Origin of the sequence: Pseudomonas sp. 2995-3, from assembly GCF_002742565.1 — a bacterium.
In the GTDB taxonomy this organism is placed as follows: Bacteria; Pseudomonadota; Gammaproteobacteria; order Pseudomonadales; family Pseudomonadaceae; genus Aquipseudomonas; species Aquipseudomonas edaphica.
Map to the genome: position 1 here is coordinate 149,479 of NZ_LJSB01000038.1, position 16,151 is coordinate 165,629.

Here is a 16,151-nt window from a genome sequence, read left to right on the forward strand (position 1 = left end):
CTGTTTAGGTGAAAGAGAGGATAACGCCAGCGCTCGGCGTGCGAAAGCACTTATATAGGCTGGCTCAATCTCAAGAACCATGAAGATCCACTGTGGGAGCTGGTAAGCCAGCTCCCACATTTGATCCTCATATGTCTTGAGGTCAGTTGATCAGCGACCCACGCAGCGAGTGCGGTTGGGCCGCATCGATGTGCACATCGGCAAACTGGCCGATCAGAGTCGGGTTGTCGCAGCGGAAGTTGACGATCCGGTTGTTCTCGGTACGCCCTTGCAATTCGCCCGGGTCTTTTTTCGAGTAGTCGGTTACCAGGATGCGCTGGATCGAACCGACCATTTGTCGGCTGATCTCGAAACCTTGCTGGTTCAGGCGATGTTGCAGCGCGTTCAAGCGCTCTTTTTTCAGCGATTCCGGCGTGTCATCCGCCAAGTCCGCTGCCGGCGTGCCTGGACGCTGGCTGTAGACGAACGAATACGAGAAGTCGAAGCCGACGTCTTCGATCAGCTTCATGGTCTGCTCGAAATCTTTCTCGGTCTCGCCAGGGAAGCCGACGATGAAGTCCGAACTGATGCAGATGCCCGGCACGGCGGCGCGCAATTTACGCAGCTTGGATTTGTACTCCAGGGCGGTGTGGTTGCGCTTCATCGCCGCCAGAATGCGGTCCGAACCCGACTGCACCGGCAAATGCAGGTGCTTGACCAGCTCCGGCACCTCGGCGTGCGCCTGGATCAGGCTGTCGGAGAACTCCAGCGGGTGCGAGGTGGTGTAGCGAATACGCTCGATGCCGTCCACCGCTGCCACCACGCGGATCAACTCCGCGAGGTCGGCCAGGCGCCCGTCGTGGGTCTGGCCGCGATAGCCGTTGACGTTCTGGCCCAGCAAGGTCACTTCGCGCACGCCGTTTTCGGCCAAGTGGATAATTTCCGACAGCACGTCGTCAAACGGCCGGCTGACTTCTTCGCCACGGGTGTAGGGCACCACGCAGAAGGTGCAGTACTTGCTGCAGCCTTCCATGACCGACACATAGGCACTCGGCCCGTCGATGCGCGGTTCGGGCAAATGGTCGAATTTTTCGATTTCGGGGAACGACACGTCCACCTGCGGCAGCTTGGTGATGCGTGCGGCGTCGATCATTTCCGGCAGGCGGTGCAGGGTTTGCGGGCCGAAAACTACGTCGACATAGGGGGCGCGGTCGCGGATCGCGGCGCCTTCCTGGCTGGCCACGCAGCCGCCGACGGCGATCACCATCTCCGGGTTGGCCAGTTTCAATTCACGCCAGCGGCCCAGCTGGGAGTACACACGGTCCTGGGCACGCTCGCGGATCGAGCAGGTATTGAGCAGGATTACGTCGGCATCTTCGGCGCGGGCGGTGACTTCCAGGGCCTGGTGTTCGCCCAGCAGATCGACCATGCGCGAGCTGTCGTACTCGTTCATCTGGCAACCGTGGGTTTCGATGTAAAGCTTCTTGGCCATGGGAATCGTCAACTGGTGGTAAAGAACCGCGCATTATAGGGGGCATGCCCATTGGTTCCTAGCGCTGTGCATCGGGTGCCATGCTATAGTTCGCGCCCTCTTTTATATCCCCGATGTGTTGTTCGCCCACCATGACCAAACGTGAAGCTCCAATCTACAAGGTGATTTTCCTCAACCAGGGCCAGGTGTTCGAAATGTACGCCAAACAGATCTATCAAAGTGATCTGTGGGGCTTCCTGGAAGTGGAAGAGTTCGTCTTTGGCGAGCGCACCCAATTGGTCGTCGACCCGGGCGAAGAAAAACTCAAGGCGCAGTTTGAAGGCGTGGTGCGCAGCTTTGTGCCGATGCATTCGATTGTGCGCATTGATGAAGTCGAGCGCCTGGGCACGCCGAAGATCAGCGAAGCGCGTGGCACCAGCAATGTGATGCCGTTTCCGATGCCGATGCCTGAGAAGTAAGGCGTTAGACCGAGTCAAGCTATCGCAGGCAAGCCAGCTCCCACATTTGGAATGCATTTCCTTGTGGGAGCTGGCTTGCCTGCGATAGCGATAGGGGGGCTTAGCTGAAATCAGGGCAGGGGCGAAAAGGGCGAACGCCCGTCGGCACTCTGCAATTCCTGCAGGTAATTGCGGAAAATCTGGCCCAGCACCTGGGTGGCCACTTCCAGTTCATCACGCTGCATGTGCTCGGCGACTTCGTCGGCCGTGTCCAGCGCGTCTTCGGCACCGTTGACCGCTGCCATTTTCAGCACGATGTAGGCCTGGACGTTATTGGCCGGTACGCCTTCACCTTTGAAGAACATGTTACCCAGTTGGAATTGCGCCTGGGCGTGGCCCTGCAACGAAGCCTTTTCGAAGTAGCTCAGGGCTTTGTTGAGGTCGCGGGCCGGGTTTTTGTCGTCGTGGAAGTACTCGCCCAACTCGTATTGCGCCTGCGCATCCCCACCGTCGGCCTGTTTCTGGCACGCGCTCAGGGCTTCGGCCTGGCTGTCTGGCTGGGTATTGAGGGTGCAACGACCCATCGCTGGGATTAACAACGAGTTGCCGCCTGCCTGGGCATGTGCCAGCAGCGGCTGAAGGAGCAACAGGCAGCCCAGAACCAGGGTGCGGCCGGTGCGTTTCATGGGAATCGACTTACCTCTGACGGGGCACGCGGACCCTCGGGGGTCCAATAAGCGCGCATTATGAAATAAGCAGGCCCCTGCTTACAAAGTCTTTACTCGTTTTTCTGCTGCGTAGGCAAGTTATCTGCCGGATTGCAGGTGATTTCTCGAAAAATGCAGGAAATCTCTGTAAGCAAAGTAGCAAATCTGACGCTGCGAGGGGCAACGTCAGATGTGTGTGTCCCTTATATCAGGGCTTACTTCAGGGCTGCGAAAGCGCGCTCGGCAGCATCCAGGGTCAGTTTCAACTCCGCTTCGCCATGGGCGATCGAGGTGAACCCGGCTTCGAAAGCGCTCGGTGCCAGGTAAACGCCGCCTTCGAGCATCAAGTGGAAGAAGCGCTTGAACAGGTCGGCATCGCTGCCCATCACGTCATCAAAGGTAACGATATCGTCGGCGCCGCTGAAATACAGGCCGAACATGCCACCTGCTTGTGTGGTCACGAACGGGATACCCGCCGCATCGGCGCGCTGTTGCAGGCCATCGAGCAGGCGTGTGGTGTAGTCGGTCAGCTCGGCGTGGAAACCCGGGCGGCTGATCAGGCGCAGGGTGGTCAGGCCGGCCGCCATGGCCAATGGGTTACCTGACAAGGTACCCGCCTGATACACCGGGCCAAGCGGCGCGATGTGCTGCATGATTTCGCGCTTGCCGCCGAAGCAGCCCACGGGCATGCCGCCACCGATGATCTTGCCGAAGGTGCTCAGGTCCGGCGTGACGCCGTAGTAAGCCTGGGCGCCGCCGAGGGCTACGCGGAAGCCGGTCATCACTTCGTCGAAAATCAGCACCACGCCGTGCTTGTCGCACTGCTCGCGCAAACCTTCCAGAAAACCCGGTGCCGGTGGCACGCAGTTCATGTTGCCGGCTACCGGCTCGACGATGATGCACGCCACGTCCTGGCCGACTTCGCTGAGCATCTGCTCAACGGCAGCGATGTCGTTGAACGGCAGGGTCAGGGTGTGTTTGGCAAACGCGGCCGGCACCCCCGCCGAGCTTGGCACGCCTTGGGTCAGCAGGCCGGAGCCGGCTTTTACCAGCAGGCTGTCGGAGTGGCCGTGGTAGCAGCCTTCGAACTTGATGATGCTGTCGCGGCCGGTGAAACCACGGGCCAGGCGGATTGCGCTCATGGTGGCTTCGGTGCCGGAGCTGACCATGCGCACCATTTCCATCGATGGCACGATTGAGCACACCAGGTCCGCCATCTCGGTTTCCATGGCGGTCGGCGCGCCATAGGACAGGCCGTGTTGCAGCTGCTGACGCACCGCGTCGAGCACGTCCGGGTGGCTGTGGCCGAGGATCATCGGCCCCCAGGAACCTACGTAGTCAACGTAGCGCTTGTCATCTTCGTCGGTGACGTAGGCGCCTTCGGCATGCTTGAAGAACAACGGTGTGCCGCCGACGCTCTTGAACGCACGCACGGGGGAGTTCACTCCGCCGGGGATGTGTTTCTGGGCATTGGCAAACAGAGTTTCGGAACGGGACATGATCGGGCTCTCTACACTTAAACTTTAAGAAGGTCGTTGAAGGCGCGGGCGCGGCGCGTGACTTCCTGGGTGCTGTCGGCACCGAACAGGCCGTGTACCACGGCGAGCAGGTCGGCACCGTGGGCCACCAGGGGGGCGGCGTTCTCCAGGGTGACGCCACCGATCACGCAGATCGGCAACTGCAGACGCGTGCGGGCCTGGGCCAGCATGTCGAGCGTGGCGGCCGGCGCGCCGGGCTTGGTGTTGGAATTGAAAAAGCGGCCGAAGGCGACGTAGCTCGCGCCTTCCTTGGCGGCCTGCTCGGCCAGTTCGATCTGGCTGTGGCAGGTGGCGCCGATGATGGCTTTGGAGCCGAGCAGTGCACGGGCCGGGGTCAGTGGGCCGTCGGTTTGGCCCAGGTGTACGCCGACGCCCAGGCGCGCGGCCAATTCGGCGTCATCGTTGATGATCAACTGGGTCTTGTAGCGTGAGCACAGCTCGCGCAGTTTCTCGGCCTCACGCAGGCGCCGGGCTTCGTCGCTGCTTTTGTCGCGGTACTGCAACAGGGTTACGCCACCGTCCAGTGCTGCTTCGACGTAGGCGAGGAATTTGCCGGCCAACAGTTGGCTGTCGGTAATGGCGTAAAGGCCACGTAGTTTCATCGAGCAGGCCTCTTGTGCGGTTAAGAGCAGAAATCCAGCGGCAGACGGCGCGGCACAAACTGGCCCTGGCCGAGTTGTTCGGCGTCACGCAGGGTGCGCCAAGTGTAGTTGAGCGCCGATTGCACCGCGCTGGCCAAGCCTTCGCCCTGTGCGATCCGGCCGGCCAAGGCGCTGGCAAGCGTGCAACCCGAGCCGTGATAGCTGCCGGGCAGGCGCTGGCAGGTAAAGGTCTGGCGCGTGCCGTCGCGGCTGTACAGGCGGTTGTGCACTTCATGCTCGTCGCCGTGGCCGCCGGTGATCAGCAGATGCTTTACAAACGGCAGCAGCTTCTCGGCGCATTCGTCCGCCGTGCCCTCGGGCAATTCGGCGAGGATGCGCGCTTCCGGCAAGTTCGGCGTAGCGATCAGCGACAGTGGCAACAGCCGCTCACGCATGGCATAACCGACTTCGTCCTTGCCCAGGCTGCCGCCGCCACCGGCGCGCAGCACCGGGTCGCAGACCACCGGCAGGTGCGGGTGCGCCTGCAGCAGTTCGACCACGGTGTCGACCATCGCGGTGGAACCGAGCATACCGAGCTTCACCGCCGCCACTTCGGAGTCGCTCAGCACGGCATTGGCCTGGGCCAGTACCCACTCGCGGTCGAGCACGCGAAAATCGCTGACATTGACAGTGTTCTGCACGGTCAAGGCGGTGACGGCCGGGGCCGCATGACAGCCTTGTGCAAGCAGGGCTTCGATATCTGCCTGCAAGCCGGCGCCACCACTGGGGTCGTGGCCGGAGAGACAGAGGACAACGGGGCGAGAGCTGTAGATATTCATGGTGCGCGAGCTTACCACCAAACGCTTTTGGCGTGGCTGTTGGGCGAGAGGCGAATTTCCCGCTTATGTTTATGGTTTGGCTTGGCTGGTTTTTTCTTCATAAAGCGCTTGAGATGCCCGTTCTAGAGCCTTTCAAAAAATTATTTCAATGGTGTCCAATGGCCTCTAGCGGCTATGCTAGAGTGGATCCAAACAACTTAATGTATCGCCGGTATACGTCTACTCAAAAGGAATGGGGGACTTTTGACATAACCGGACAGGCCACGCTGGGGCTCTATGCGCTATTTGCTGATCTTTTTATTGTGCGGGCTGCCGATGCTCGCCAGCGCCATCGAGTTCAACCCGGATACTCGAAGCCTGCCGCTGGGCCGCGTCATGCAAGTGTTCGAAGACCCAACCGACGCCCTCACCATCGCCGATGTCAGCACTCCCGCCTTCGCCGCCCAGTTCAAACCCCATGACAAAGCCACCCTCAACGCCGGCTATTCACGCTCGGTGTTCTGGCTCAAGGTCGACCTGCATTACACCGCCACTGATCCTCGCGCCCCGCGCACCTGGTTTCTGGAGTTGGCGTACCCGCCGCTTAACCAACTGGACCTGTACCAGCGCGACAGCACCGGCAATTACCGCCTGACTACCCGCACGGGGAGCACCCTGGCGTTTTCCAGCCGTGAAGTGCGCCAGGCCAACTACCTGTTCAAGCTCAATTTCGTGCCTGACCAGCAGCAAACCGTGTACCTGCGCCTGCAAAGCCAAGGCTCGATCCAGGCACCGCTGACGCTATGGTCTGCCACCGCCTACCTGGAGCAGCAGCCACTGCGCCTGTATGTATTGGGGGCTATCTATGGCGTGTTACTGGGGATGCTGGTCTACAACCTGTTCATCTACTTGAGCGTGCGCGACACCAGCTACCTCTTTTACATCCTCTATATTGCTTCGTTCGGCCTCTACCAGCTCTCGGTCAACGGCGTGGCGGTGGAATATTTCTGGCCGAACAATCCATGGTGGGCGAATGCGGCGGTACCTTTCCTGATCGGTTCGGCGGCGTTGTTCGGGAGCTTGTTCGCGCGCAGTTTCCTGCACACCGCGCAGCACAGCCGCTGGCTTGACCGGGTTTTGCTGGCATTGGCAGCGGCTGGCGCGTTGGTCATGGTGCTGGCGCTGCTGACCAGCTACGCCGTGGCCCTGCGTTTGGCCACAGGTTTGGCGCTGGTGTTTACCGTGACCATCTTTGTGGCCGCCATCAAGGCCTGGTATTGCGGCCAGCGCATGGCGCGTTACTTCATCATCGCCTGGTCGGCGTTCCTGCTGGGCGGGGTGGTCAACACCCTGATGGTGTTGGGCTACCTGCCCAATATGTTCCTCACCATGTACGCCAGCCAGCTCGGCTCGGCCATCGAAGTGGCGCTGTTGTCCCTGGCCCTGGCGGACCGCATCAACGGCATGCGTGAGCAGCAGGCGCAGATCCTGTTCGACGCCAGCCAGAAACTTGAAGTGCTCAACCAGCAATTGGCGCGCAGTAACCGCCTCAAAGATGAGTTCCTCGCCACGCTCACCCACGAACTTCGTACCCCAATGAATGGCGTGATCGGCTCGTTGGAGCTGATGCAGACCGTGCCGCTGGATGACGACCTTGCCCAGTACCAGCAAACCGCCGCCGGTTCTGCGCGGGACATGATGCGCATGGTCAACGGCATTCTCACCCTTACCGAATTGCAGGCCGGGCGCCTCACCGCCCATCCCCAGGTCTTCAGCCTGCGCGGCACGCTCGACACCTTGCGCCAGCAATTCACCGCCAGCGCGCACAGCAAAGGCCTGGAGTTTTCTATCGACGTGGCCGATGAACTGCCGGACCGGGTGATTGGCGATGCCGGCAAACTCACCCAATGCCTGGATTGCCTGCTCGACAATGCCTTCAAGTTCACCCACGAAGGTGCGGTGCGCTTGCGCGTGGTGGGTGTGCCGCACAGTGACGGCGAACTGCGCCTGAGCTTCATTGTGACCGACAGCGGCATCGGCTTCGCTTTCCTCGATGAGGCCACGCTGTATCAGCGCTTCTTCCAGGTCGACGGTTCGATGACGCGCGAATACGGCGGCCTGGGCATCGGCCTGGCGATTTGTCGGCAGTTGATCGAACTGCTTGGCGGGCGCCTGACCCATCATTCCGAGCCCCGCAAGGGCAGCCGCTTCCAGTTGGACATGAGCGTCAACCCGGTGCCGCCCGAGCCAAAGCCGGCAACGCACAAACCCCACGCGCAACGAGCGCCCCAGGAATGTACGGTGCTGTTGGTGGACGACAACAGTGTCGGCCAATTGGCGGTACGCGGCATGTTGCTCAAGCTGGGTTATCGGGTGAAAACCGTGGATAACGGCCCGGCCGCCTTGGCGCTTTTTCAGGACCAAACCTTTGATGCGGTGCTGCTGGATATACCCGAGGGCGGCTTCTCGTTGTGCTGTCAGATTCGTGCGCTACCCGGCTGCGGCGAGCTGCCGGTAATTGCCCTGAGCACCTCGCTGCACGCCCCGGATCGAGAGCGTTGTCATGGGGTCGGCATCACCGAACGCCTCAGCAAACCCGTACGTTTCGAGGCGTTGCAAACGGTGCTGGAGCGGCACCTGTTGTGCCCGTTAGAGGGCGAAAGCGCCGAACAATAGGCGGGTATGCCACTTTTTTAAGCCCGATGACGGTGCTTAACTGAAATTCAGGCCTCAACCGCACGTGGCCTATTTTCCAGGAGGCCCGTCATGAACCTGCATCAATTTGCCGAAACCCACGACGTCACCAACCAGCCGCCGTCCCTGGACGGCACCAACCTTTATCGTATCGACCTGCCCCTGCAAGAATGGTCGCGCCGCTTTGGCGCCGGCTGGGCGCAGGCGCGTATTGATGCGTACGGCGCGCTGGCCGGTGGGCCGCTGATGGCGGCCGGGTTCCTGGCGAATCAGAACAAGCCGGTGTTCAACAGCCATGACCGCTACGGCCATCGCATCGACCTGGTGGAATTTCATCCGGCCTATCATGAACTGATGCGCACCGCCGTCGAGCATGGCCTGCCATCGCTGCCGTGGGCGCATCCGCAGCCCGGTGCCCATGTGGCCCGCGCCGCCATGACCTACCTGCACAGCCAGGCCGAAGCCGGCAGCGGTTGCCCGTTGACCATGACCTTCGCCTGCGTCCCGGCCCTGCGCCTGCAACCGGACCTGGCGAAGACCTGGTTGCCGAAAATCCTCAACACCGAATACGACCCACGCAACGTCGGCATCGCCCACAAAGCCGGCGCCACCATCGGCATGGCCATGACCGAAAAGCAAGGCGGCACCGACGTGCGCGCCAACACCACCCGTGCCTATCCCGTGGGCGCCGGCGGCCCCGGCCAAGCCTATGAGCTGGTAGGGCACAAGTGGTTCTGCTCGGCGCCAATGTGCGATGCGTTCCTCACCTTGGCGCAGACTGACAAAGGCCTGACGTGTTTCCTGCTGCCAAGGCATCGCCCGGATGACACCCGCAACCAGTTCTACATCCAGCGCCTGAAAAACAAACTCGGCAATTGCTCCAACGCCTCCAGCGAAGTGGAGTTTCGTGGCGCCCTGGCCTGGATGGTTGGCGAAGAAGGCCGGGGCGTGCCGACCATTATCGAAATGGTCGCCATGACCCGTTTCGACTGCATGGTCGGCTCCAGCGCCTTGATGCGCCAGGCGTTGACCCAGGCCAGCCACCATTGCGCCCATCGCTCAGTCGGCGGCCGCGTGCTCAGTGAACAACCGTTGATGCAAAACGTGCTGGCCGACCTGGCGCTGGAGAGCGAAGCCTCCCTGGCCTTGAGCATGCGCATGGGCCGGGCGCTGGACCATCTGGATAACGAACAGGAAGCCAAATTCGCCCGGCTGGTGACGGCGGTGGGCAAGTATTGGATCTGCAAGCGCGCACCGGCCATGATCAATGAGGCCGCCGAATGCATGGGCGGCGCCGGGTACGTGGAGGACAGCATCCTGCCGCGTCTTTACCGTGAGGCGCCGGTGAATTCGACGTGGGAAGGTTCCGGCAATGTGCAGTGCTTGGACGTGCTGCGGGCATTGTCCAAAGAACCGGGCGTGCTGGAGGCGTTGTTTGTCGAACTGGGCGATGGGCATGGTGACAAGCAGCTGGCGCGGCATATCGAGCAATTGAAGTCGGCGTTTATGGACACTCAGGACATCCAGTACCGCGCGCGGCAGTTGACCGAGGACATTGCCGTGGCGTTGCAGGCCAAGCTGTTGCTGGAGGCCGGGAATGCGCTGGTCAGTGACGGGTTTATCGCCAGCCGCCTGGGGGCATCGTCCGGCCGCGTGTATGGCACTTTGCCGCGCGGGGTGGATGTGGCGGCGATCGTCACGCGCTCAACCCCAACCCCCTGACGACACAGGGTCAAACTGTGGGAGCTGGCTTGCCTGCGATGGCGGTGTCCCAGCCAAGTATTCAGTGACTGACACACCGCCATCGCAGGCAAGCCAGCTCCCACCTTTCAAAGCATTCCAAACCCGGTGTTTCAGTGAGGCCGGGATACAGGCAAGATAAAGGCCTGCAAGTCAGAACACAGGATGCTTACCGTGACCGAAGCTTTTGTTGTCGTTCAAACCGCTGAAGAAGCCGTGGACCGGCTGGCGGCTCTGCATGAGCGTGCCACTGGCGCGCTTAACCAAGCCCTCAAGCAATACCTCAAGGACCGCGTCGAGCCTGACGCCGAACAACGTGCGCAGTTCCGCTACCCGGAACTGCGCCTGACCTACCACTGCCACGGCGAAGTCCCACAGACCACCCGCGCATACGCCAAGGTGCAATTGCCGGGAACCTACAGTGTCACCGTCACCCATCCGGCGGCGTTCCGTAAGTACCTGCTGGAGCAACTGGTGCCATTGATGCACGACTTCACCGTGACGGTGGAAGTCGGCGTCAGCCAGCAGAATATTCCCTACCCGTATGTGGTGGAGCAGGGTGATGAACTGGCTGGCTCAGGTGTCACCGCCGCGACCCTCGCCCGTGTGTTCCCCAGCACCGACTTGTCTGCCGCCACCGACGGCATTGCCGATGGCCTCTACGACTGGGAAAACACCGACCCGCTGCCGCTGGCGTTGTTCGATGCGGCGCGCGTGGACTTTTCCCTGCGCCGGCTGGTGCACTACACCGGCAGCGACTGGCGCCATGTGCAGCCATGGATCCTGCTGACCAACTACCACCGCTATGTTGACCAGTTCATCCTGCATGGCCTGGAGCAACTGCGCAGCGACCCGCGGTTTATTCGCATGGTGCTGCCGGGTAACGTGATCATCGACAAGAGCATGGACCACGGTGAAGCGTCGGCCATTGCCGCAGGCGTGGTCTGGCATCGCTACCAGATGCCGGCCTATCACTTGCAGGCCGCCGACGGCCACGGTGTGACGCTGGTGAACATCGGCGTCGGCCCGTCCAACGCCAAAAACATCACCGACCACCTGGCCGTGCTGCGCCCGCATTGCTGGCTGATGATCGGCCACTGCGGCGGCCTGCGCCAATCCCAGACCATCGGCGACTACGTATTGGCTCACGCCTATATGCGCCGCGACGGGATTCTCGACCGCGTAGTCCCGCCAAACATCCCGATCCCGGCCCTGGCCGAAGTGCAGATGGCCTTGCAGCAAGCCGCTGCCAACGTCACCGGCGAAAAAGGCGAAGAGCTGAAAAAACGCCTGCGCACCGGCACCGTGCTGACCTACGACGACCGCAACTGGGAACTGCGCTGGGCGCAAGAGCGCCCACTGATCAACCTGTCCCGCGCTGTGGCGGTGGACATGGAAAGCGGCACCATCGCGGCCCAAGGCTACCGTTTGCGGGTTCCGTACGGCACTTTGCTGTGCGTGTCGGACAAGCCGCTGCACAGCGAGATCAAGCTGCCGGGTTCGGCCAACGCGTTTTATGAGCGTGCGGTCAGCCAGCACTTGAAAATCGGCATCGAGGCGGTGGATTTGTTGCGCACCGAACTCAACTCGCTGCACTCGCGCAAACTGCGCAGTTTCGACGAGCCGCCGTTCCGCTAAGCGGTTGGGATGGTCATTTAGCGGTCAGGCCACTAGCATTGTCGGTCCTGACCGTTAGATGTTCCTTTGCCATGTCCCGTCCTGCCCGCCCCGATTCGCGCCGCCCTGGCGTGAAACCCCCGTACTCCGCAACGCGGCGTGTCGCCAAGGCGCCACCGGCCGAGCCGAAGTTGATCCTGTTCAACAAGCCCTTCGATGTGCTGACCCAGTTCAGCGACGAAGGCGGGCGCGCGACCCTCAAGGACTTTATCGATATCCCCGGCATCTACCCGGCCGGTCGCCTGGACCGTGACAGTGAGGGGCTGTTGCTGCTGACCAACGATGGCCAGTTACAGGCGCGCATTGCCGACCCCAAGCACAAGCTGGCGAAAACCTACTGGGTGCAAGTTGAAGGCGAGCCCACCGAAGAGCAGTTGCAACGCCTGCGTGACGGTGTAGAGCTTAATGACGGCATGACCTTGCCCGCCGAAGCGCGGCAGTTGGACGAGCCTGAACTGTGGCCGCGCAACCCGCCGGTGCGCTTTCGCAAAAGCGTGCCGACGCACTGGCTGGAGCTGGTCATTCGTGAGGGGCGTAACCGCCAGGTGCGGCGCATGACCGCTGCGGTGGGCTTGCCCACCTTGCGCCTGGTGCGCGTGCGTATTGGTGACTGGTCGATTGATGGCCTGGACCAGGGCCAATGGAAGGCAGTGCCGGCGCGTTTATAAAGCGCCGGACTCGATCAGACCGATCACCACGCTCTTGATGATGAACGCGGCCACGCCCAGGCCCAGCACAAAAAACAGGATGAACGACCCAAAGCGTCCGGCCTTGGATTTTTTCGCCAGGTCCCAGACGATAAAGCCCATGAAGATGATCAGGATGGTGACTAGGCCGGTCATCATCCATTCTTCAAAGAGGGCGGGGTCGATGTTGTTCATGGGGATTTTTTCCGACAGGGCAGGCGGGAAGTATAAAGCAGGGCTTCAGGCACAACATTGACCTGCGTCGTAACGCGGTCAATGTGGGAGCTGGCTTGCCTGCGATAGCGATGTGTCAGCTAAGGATATGCCACTGATCCACCGCTATCGCAGGCAAGCCAGCTCCCACAGGGGATCACCAGTGTGCTTGAGGTCAGGTACGCAGGTGCGTCAACGGCAGCTCGGTGCTGTTGAGCACCTGGTTGAGCACAAAGCTCGACCTTACGCTGGTTACGCCTTCAATCCGGGTCAAATGCCCCAGCAGCAATTTCTGGTAGTGGTCCATGTCCGGCACCACCACTTTCAACTGATAGTCCGCATCCATCCCGGTGACTAAACTGCATTCCAGCACTTGCGGCAGGGTGCGGATCGCTGCTTCGAAATTCTCGAAACGCTCCGGCGTGTGACGGTCCATGCCGATCAGCACATAGGCTGTAAGGCTCAGGCCCAGCATCTTGCGGTCGAGCAGTGCAACCTGGCGTGAGATGTAGCCGTCGTCTTCCAACTGCTTGACCCGGCGTGAGCACGGCGACGGCGACAGGCCGATGCGTTCGGCCAACTCCTGGTTGGAGATCCTCGCGTCGCGCTGCAATTCAGCCAAAATACTCAGGTCGTATCGGTCAAGCTTGCTCATTGGGTTGGCCTTTGTCGTAACTATTGCGGTGAATTATCTATGAAGGGTTAAAAATTGCGCAAGCACTGTTTATTGACGCAATCTTCGCAATCATCTGTCGGACGTTGGCCTGTATCTTTATCAACAGAATCACCGCCTGGACAACAGTCCACTGCAGTTGGCCCAATCAGGCCTGCTGCGGCCGCCGCCCCAGCAGGGTTGAGCCGGCCTCCAGGCTGCACACTGTCCACAAGACGGCGTGAGGTGAGCCAACGTCAAAAGCGTTGAGCCAGGACGAAATTCTCAAGGGGCGGCCGACGGGTCGCCCCTTTTTCTTTGTCTGCGCTTTTAGCTCAAAAAATACTTCTCGTGACTGATAACCTGTCTCAGAACCGGGTGAGGCTTTTCCAGTCTCATGCAGTAAGGCCGGACATTCCAGGCCCTAATCCGCAGTGAGGAATAGCATGAAGCGCATCTGGCGTATGGCAGGTGTAGGTTTGCTGATGGTGAGCGTCGGCACACAAGTAATGGCCGATGACCCGCGCTATGAAGGCGGTGGTCAGCATGAAAGAGGCCCGGAAGGCGGGCGCGGCAATGAACAGGCGCGACCGCAAAATAATCAACCGCGCCCACAGAACACTCAACCGCGTCCGGAAAACAACCAGCCGCGCCCACAGAACCCGCATGTTGATCGCGCCGAGCAACAGCAGCACGGCGGTGGGCAGTGGCAAGGCCGCCCGCAAAATGCCGAGCAACCGCGGCCGGCACCGCAGCCTGCGAACAACCTGCCGATCCAGGGCCGCCCTGACACCGTGCGCCAAACCCAGGAACCCCGCCAGGGCTACTATCAGGACATCCCGCGCCGTAACGATGGCAACCAGCACTGGCAGACCGGCAATGGCCCAGGCCCGCGTCCGGGCGGCGGCTTCAATAATGGTCACCCGAACGACAACCGCTGGCCGGGTCGCCCCAATGGGCATGGCAACGGCTGGGGGCCAGGCCCGCAATATCGTCCCGGTTACACCGTCGACCGCTTCCCGGACCGCAATTACCGTGTGCCTTACCGTGGCCAGGATTACTTCTTCTCCGGCGGCTACTGGTATCGCCCGCAAGGCCCGCGCTATGTGGTGGTGACGCCGCCCTACGGGATCCGTGTGCAATACCTGCCGGACTACGCCCGTGAAGTGTGGGTGGGCAGCGCGCTGTTCTTCCTCGCGGCGGGTTCCTACTACACCTATGAAAACGCTACCCAGCAATACGTCGTGGTGCAGCCGCCTACCGAAGTACCGGCGCCGCAACCCGCGCCGCAGGGCAACGGTTATGACGTAGTGGCCTACCCGGCCAACGGCCAGTCACCGGCCCAGGTACAGCAGGACGGCTACGACTGTTATCGCTGGGCAGTGCAGCAAAGCGGTTTCGACCCACGCACCGTCACCTATGCCCCGGACCCGGCGGTGGTGCAAACCTACCGCCAGGCCCAGGGCAACTGCCTGACCAGTCGCGGCTATCAGGTGCAGTACTAGGCCTTGTTGCCCGTGACCACTTCCCGCGGGTCGGCGTGCACCAGCACTTCGGCGCGTGGGTAAGCCTTGTGAATGGCATCGGCGGCCTGGTCGCTGATGCCGTGGGCCACTGACAGGGTCAATTCCCCCGGCAACTCCAGGTGCAACTGCACAAACCAGTGGCTGCCGGAAATGCGCGTGCGCAAATCATGCGCGCCCAGCACGCCCGGCACACTGCGCGCCAATTCCAGCATGTGCTGGCTGACATCCGGCGGCAGTTCTTCATCCATCAACACGGCAAAGCTCTCGCGGGCGATCTGGATCGCGCTCCACAGGATATACGCGGCAATGCCGAGGCCGAACCACGCATCCACCTGATGAAAGCCGAACCCTGCCAACACCAGTGCCACCAGAATGCTGCCGTTGAGCATCAAGTCGGAGCGATAGTGCAGTGAGTCGGCGCGCACGGCATTGGAGCCGGTTTCGCGGATCACCCGGTGTTGCAGCATCAGCAGCGCCACGGTCATCAGCAGCGAAAACACGATGACGCCAATGCTCAGCCACGGCGCGCCGACCGGTTCCGGGTGCTGCAAACGCTGGTACGCCTGGAAGGCGATCAACACGGCACTGCCGGCGATAAACAACGCCTGGGCCATGCCCGACAGCGATTCGGCCTTGCCATGCCCATAACGGTGATCGTCATCGGCCGGGCGCAGTGCGTAATGCACCGCCAGCAAGTTCAGCAGCGACGTAATGCCATCGAGCAGCGAGTCGGTCAACCCGGCGAGCATGCTCACCGAGCCACTGAACCACCAGGCGATGGCCTTGGTGATAATCAGCGCACAGGCCACGCCCACCGAGGCGCGGGTGGCCAGGCGCAGGAGCCTGGCGTGTTCGGGGCTGCTGGTCATACGAATCCTTAAGCGGCGGGTTGCAGGCCCAGGGACGCGAGCTGTTGCACGCTGCCCTTGAACTGGATCATGCGCGGATCGTCCAGCGGCAGCTTGCGGCCGGTTTCTTTCTCAATGATGGATTGCAGCTTGGCGTTGTCGACTTTGCCGTCGGCGCCGATGGCTTCATGCAGCTTCTCGGGTGCGACTTGGGCGGTCTTGCCCGGCTCGAAGTAGATGGCGCCGGTGGCGAAGTCCACGCCAAAGGCGATCAGGCCCGGGATTACATAAAACAGCAGGCCCACGGCGTCGAGCACGGCAATGGCCGGGTCGATCTTGCCGTCGATCTGGCCACGACGGTCCGGGTAGAAAATCGAGCCGCAGGCCGTCAGCTGGCTGAGCAGGGTTGCGGCGAGGACACCGCCGATAACACGGGAAGCGATACGCATAAAATGCTCCTGAACACGGTTGATACGAAACTATATGACAATTCTGTCGAGCCACGCCGCTCTAATGTGGGAGCTGGCTTGCCTGCGATAGCGGTGTATCAGGGCTACATGGGC

The 16,151-nt window shown here is 61.4% G+C and carries 15 protein-coding genes; 6 read left to right on the forward strand and 9 right to left on the reverse strand.

Annotated elements, in window-relative coordinates; genetic code table 11:
• Positions 1 to 142 precede the first annotated feature (142 nt).
• Positions 143 to 1,471, reverse strand: coding sequence for a tRNA (N6-isopentenyl adenosine(37)-C2)-methylthiotransferase MiaB (miaB, locus tag AOA62_RS00925; protein ID WP_099547593.1), 1,329 nt, complete (start codon positions 1,469 to 1,471; stop codon positions 143 to 145).
• Positions 1,472 to 1,602: 131 nt separating this feature from the next.
• Here miaB and AOA62_RS00930 point away from each other — a divergent pair, with 131 nt between their 5' ends.
• Entirely contained in the window at positions 1,603 to 1,929 is a 327-nt protein-coding gene (locus AOA62_RS00930; protein WP_003194436.1) for a DUF1820 family protein, read from the forward strand.
• 110 nt (positions 1,930 to 2,039) lie between these two features.
• Here AOA62_RS00930 and AOA62_RS00935 read toward each other — a convergent pair whose 3' ends face one another.
• The 4 genes from AOA62_RS00935 to AOA62_RS00950 all read right to left on the reverse strand — a co-directional run bounded on the left by AOA62_RS00935 (position 2,040) and on the right by AOA62_RS00950 (position 5,573).
• Positions 2,040 to 2,594, reverse strand: coding sequence for a tetratricopeptide repeat protein (locus AOA62_RS00935; protein ID WP_017136068.1), 555 nt, complete (start codon positions 2,592 to 2,594; stop codon positions 2,040 to 2,042).
• A gap of 236 nt (positions 2,595 to 2,830) precedes the next feature.
• Positions 2,831 to 4,114: a glutamate-1-semialdehyde 2,1-aminomutase gene (hemL, locus tag AOA62_RS00940; protein WP_017136069.1), complete on the reverse strand. Its 1,284-nt coding sequence runs from the start codon at positions 4,112 to 4,114 to the stop codon at positions 2,831 to 2,833.
• Positions 4,115 to 4,131: 17 nt separating this feature from the next.
• On the reverse strand, positions 4,132 to 4,755 hold the full coding sequence (gene thiE, locus AOA62_RS00945) for a thiamine phosphate synthase (RefSeq protein ID WP_017136070.1): 624 nt from the start codon (positions 4,753 to 4,755) through the stop codon (positions 4,132 to 4,134).
• A 20-nt stretch (positions 4,756 to 4,775) separates the two neighbouring features.
• The gene (locus AOA62_RS00950; RefSeq protein ID WP_056861986.1) at positions 4,776 to 5,573 is read right to left on the reverse strand and encodes a hydroxymethylpyrimidine/phosphomethylpyrimidine kinase; all 798 of its coding nucleotides are present in this window, start codon (positions 5,571 to 5,573) and stop codon (positions 4,776 to 4,778) included.
• 276 nt (positions 5,574 to 5,849) lie between these two features.
• On the opposite strand from AOA62_RS00950, the gene AOA62_RS00955 reads away from it, so the two are divergent.
• From AOA62_RS00955 to AOA62_RS00970, 4 genes are all read left to right on the forward strand, one after another.
• Positions 5,850 to 8,228 carry a hybrid sensor histidine kinase/response regulator gene (locus tag AOA62_RS00955; protein WP_017136072.1) on the forward strand — a complete coding sequence of 793 codons (2,379 nt, stop codon included), beginning with the start codon at positions 5,850 to 5,852 and terminating at the stop codon, positions 8,226 to 8,228.
• A 90-nt stretch (positions 8,229 to 8,318) separates the two neighbouring features.
• Positions 8,319 to 9,968 carry an acyl-CoA dehydrogenase family protein gene (locus tag AOA62_RS00960; protein WP_099547594.1) on the forward strand — a complete coding sequence of 550 codons (1,650 nt, stop codon included), beginning with the start codon at positions 8,319 to 8,321 and terminating at the stop codon, positions 9,966 to 9,968.
• Positions 9,969 to 10,151: 183 nt separating this feature from the next.
• The gene (gene amn, locus AOA62_RS00965) at positions 10,152 to 11,624 is read left to right on the forward strand and encodes an AMP nucleosidase (RefSeq protein ID WP_169987367.1); all 1,473 of its coding nucleotides are present in this window, start codon (positions 10,152 to 10,154) and stop codon (positions 11,622 to 11,624) included.
• 71 nt (positions 11,625 to 11,695) lie between these two features.
• On the forward strand, positions 11,696 to 12,331 hold the full coding sequence (locus tag AOA62_RS00970) for a pseudouridine synthase (protein ID WP_017139357.1): 636 nt from the start codon (positions 11,696 to 11,698) through the stop codon (positions 12,329 to 12,331).
• Here the strand turns inward: AOA62_RS00970 and AOA62_RS00975 are convergent.
• Entirely contained in the window at positions 12,326 to 12,535 is a 210-nt protein-coding gene (locus AOA62_RS00975) for a DUF2788 domain-containing protein (protein WP_025999909.1), read from the reverse strand. The two genes, AOA62_RS00970 and AOA62_RS00975, sit on opposite strands and share 6 nt — an antisense overlap.
• Positions 12,536 to 12,737: 202 nt before the next feature.
• Complete coding sequence (locus AOA62_RS00980; RefSeq protein WP_003176264.1) at positions 12,738 to 13,217, reverse strand: Lrp/AsnC family transcriptional regulator; 480 nt, start codon at positions 13,215 to 13,217, stop codon at positions 12,738 to 12,740.
• Positions 13,218 to 13,660: 443 nt separating this feature from the next.
• Here AOA62_RS00980 and AOA62_RS00985 point away from each other — a divergent pair, with 443 nt between their 5' ends.
• On the forward strand, positions 13,661 to 14,719 hold the full coding sequence (locus tag AOA62_RS00985; RefSeq protein WP_017139356.1) for a DUF6515 family protein: 1,059 nt from the start codon (positions 13,661 to 13,663) through the stop codon (positions 14,717 to 14,719).
• On the opposite strand, the gene AOA62_RS00990 is transcribed toward AOA62_RS00985, so the two are convergent.
• Together AOA62_RS00990 and AOA62_RS00995 are read right to left on the reverse strand one after the other, a co-directional pair.
• Complete coding sequence (locus tag AOA62_RS00990) at positions 14,716 to 15,609, reverse strand: cation diffusion facilitator family transporter (protein ID WP_099547595.1); 894 nt, start codon at positions 15,607 to 15,609, stop codon at positions 14,716 to 14,718. The two genes, AOA62_RS00985 and AOA62_RS00990, sit on opposite strands and share 4 nt — an antisense overlap.
• Before the next feature lie 8 nt (positions 15,610 to 15,617).
• Positions 15,618 to 16,037 (reverse strand): polyribonucleotide nucleotidyltransferase, encoded by a 420-nt coding sequence (locus AOA62_RS00995; RefSeq protein ID WP_099547596.1) that lies wholly within the window; start codon positions 16,035 to 16,037, stop codon positions 15,618 to 15,620.
• Positions 16,038 to 16,151 lie beyond the last annotated feature (114 nt).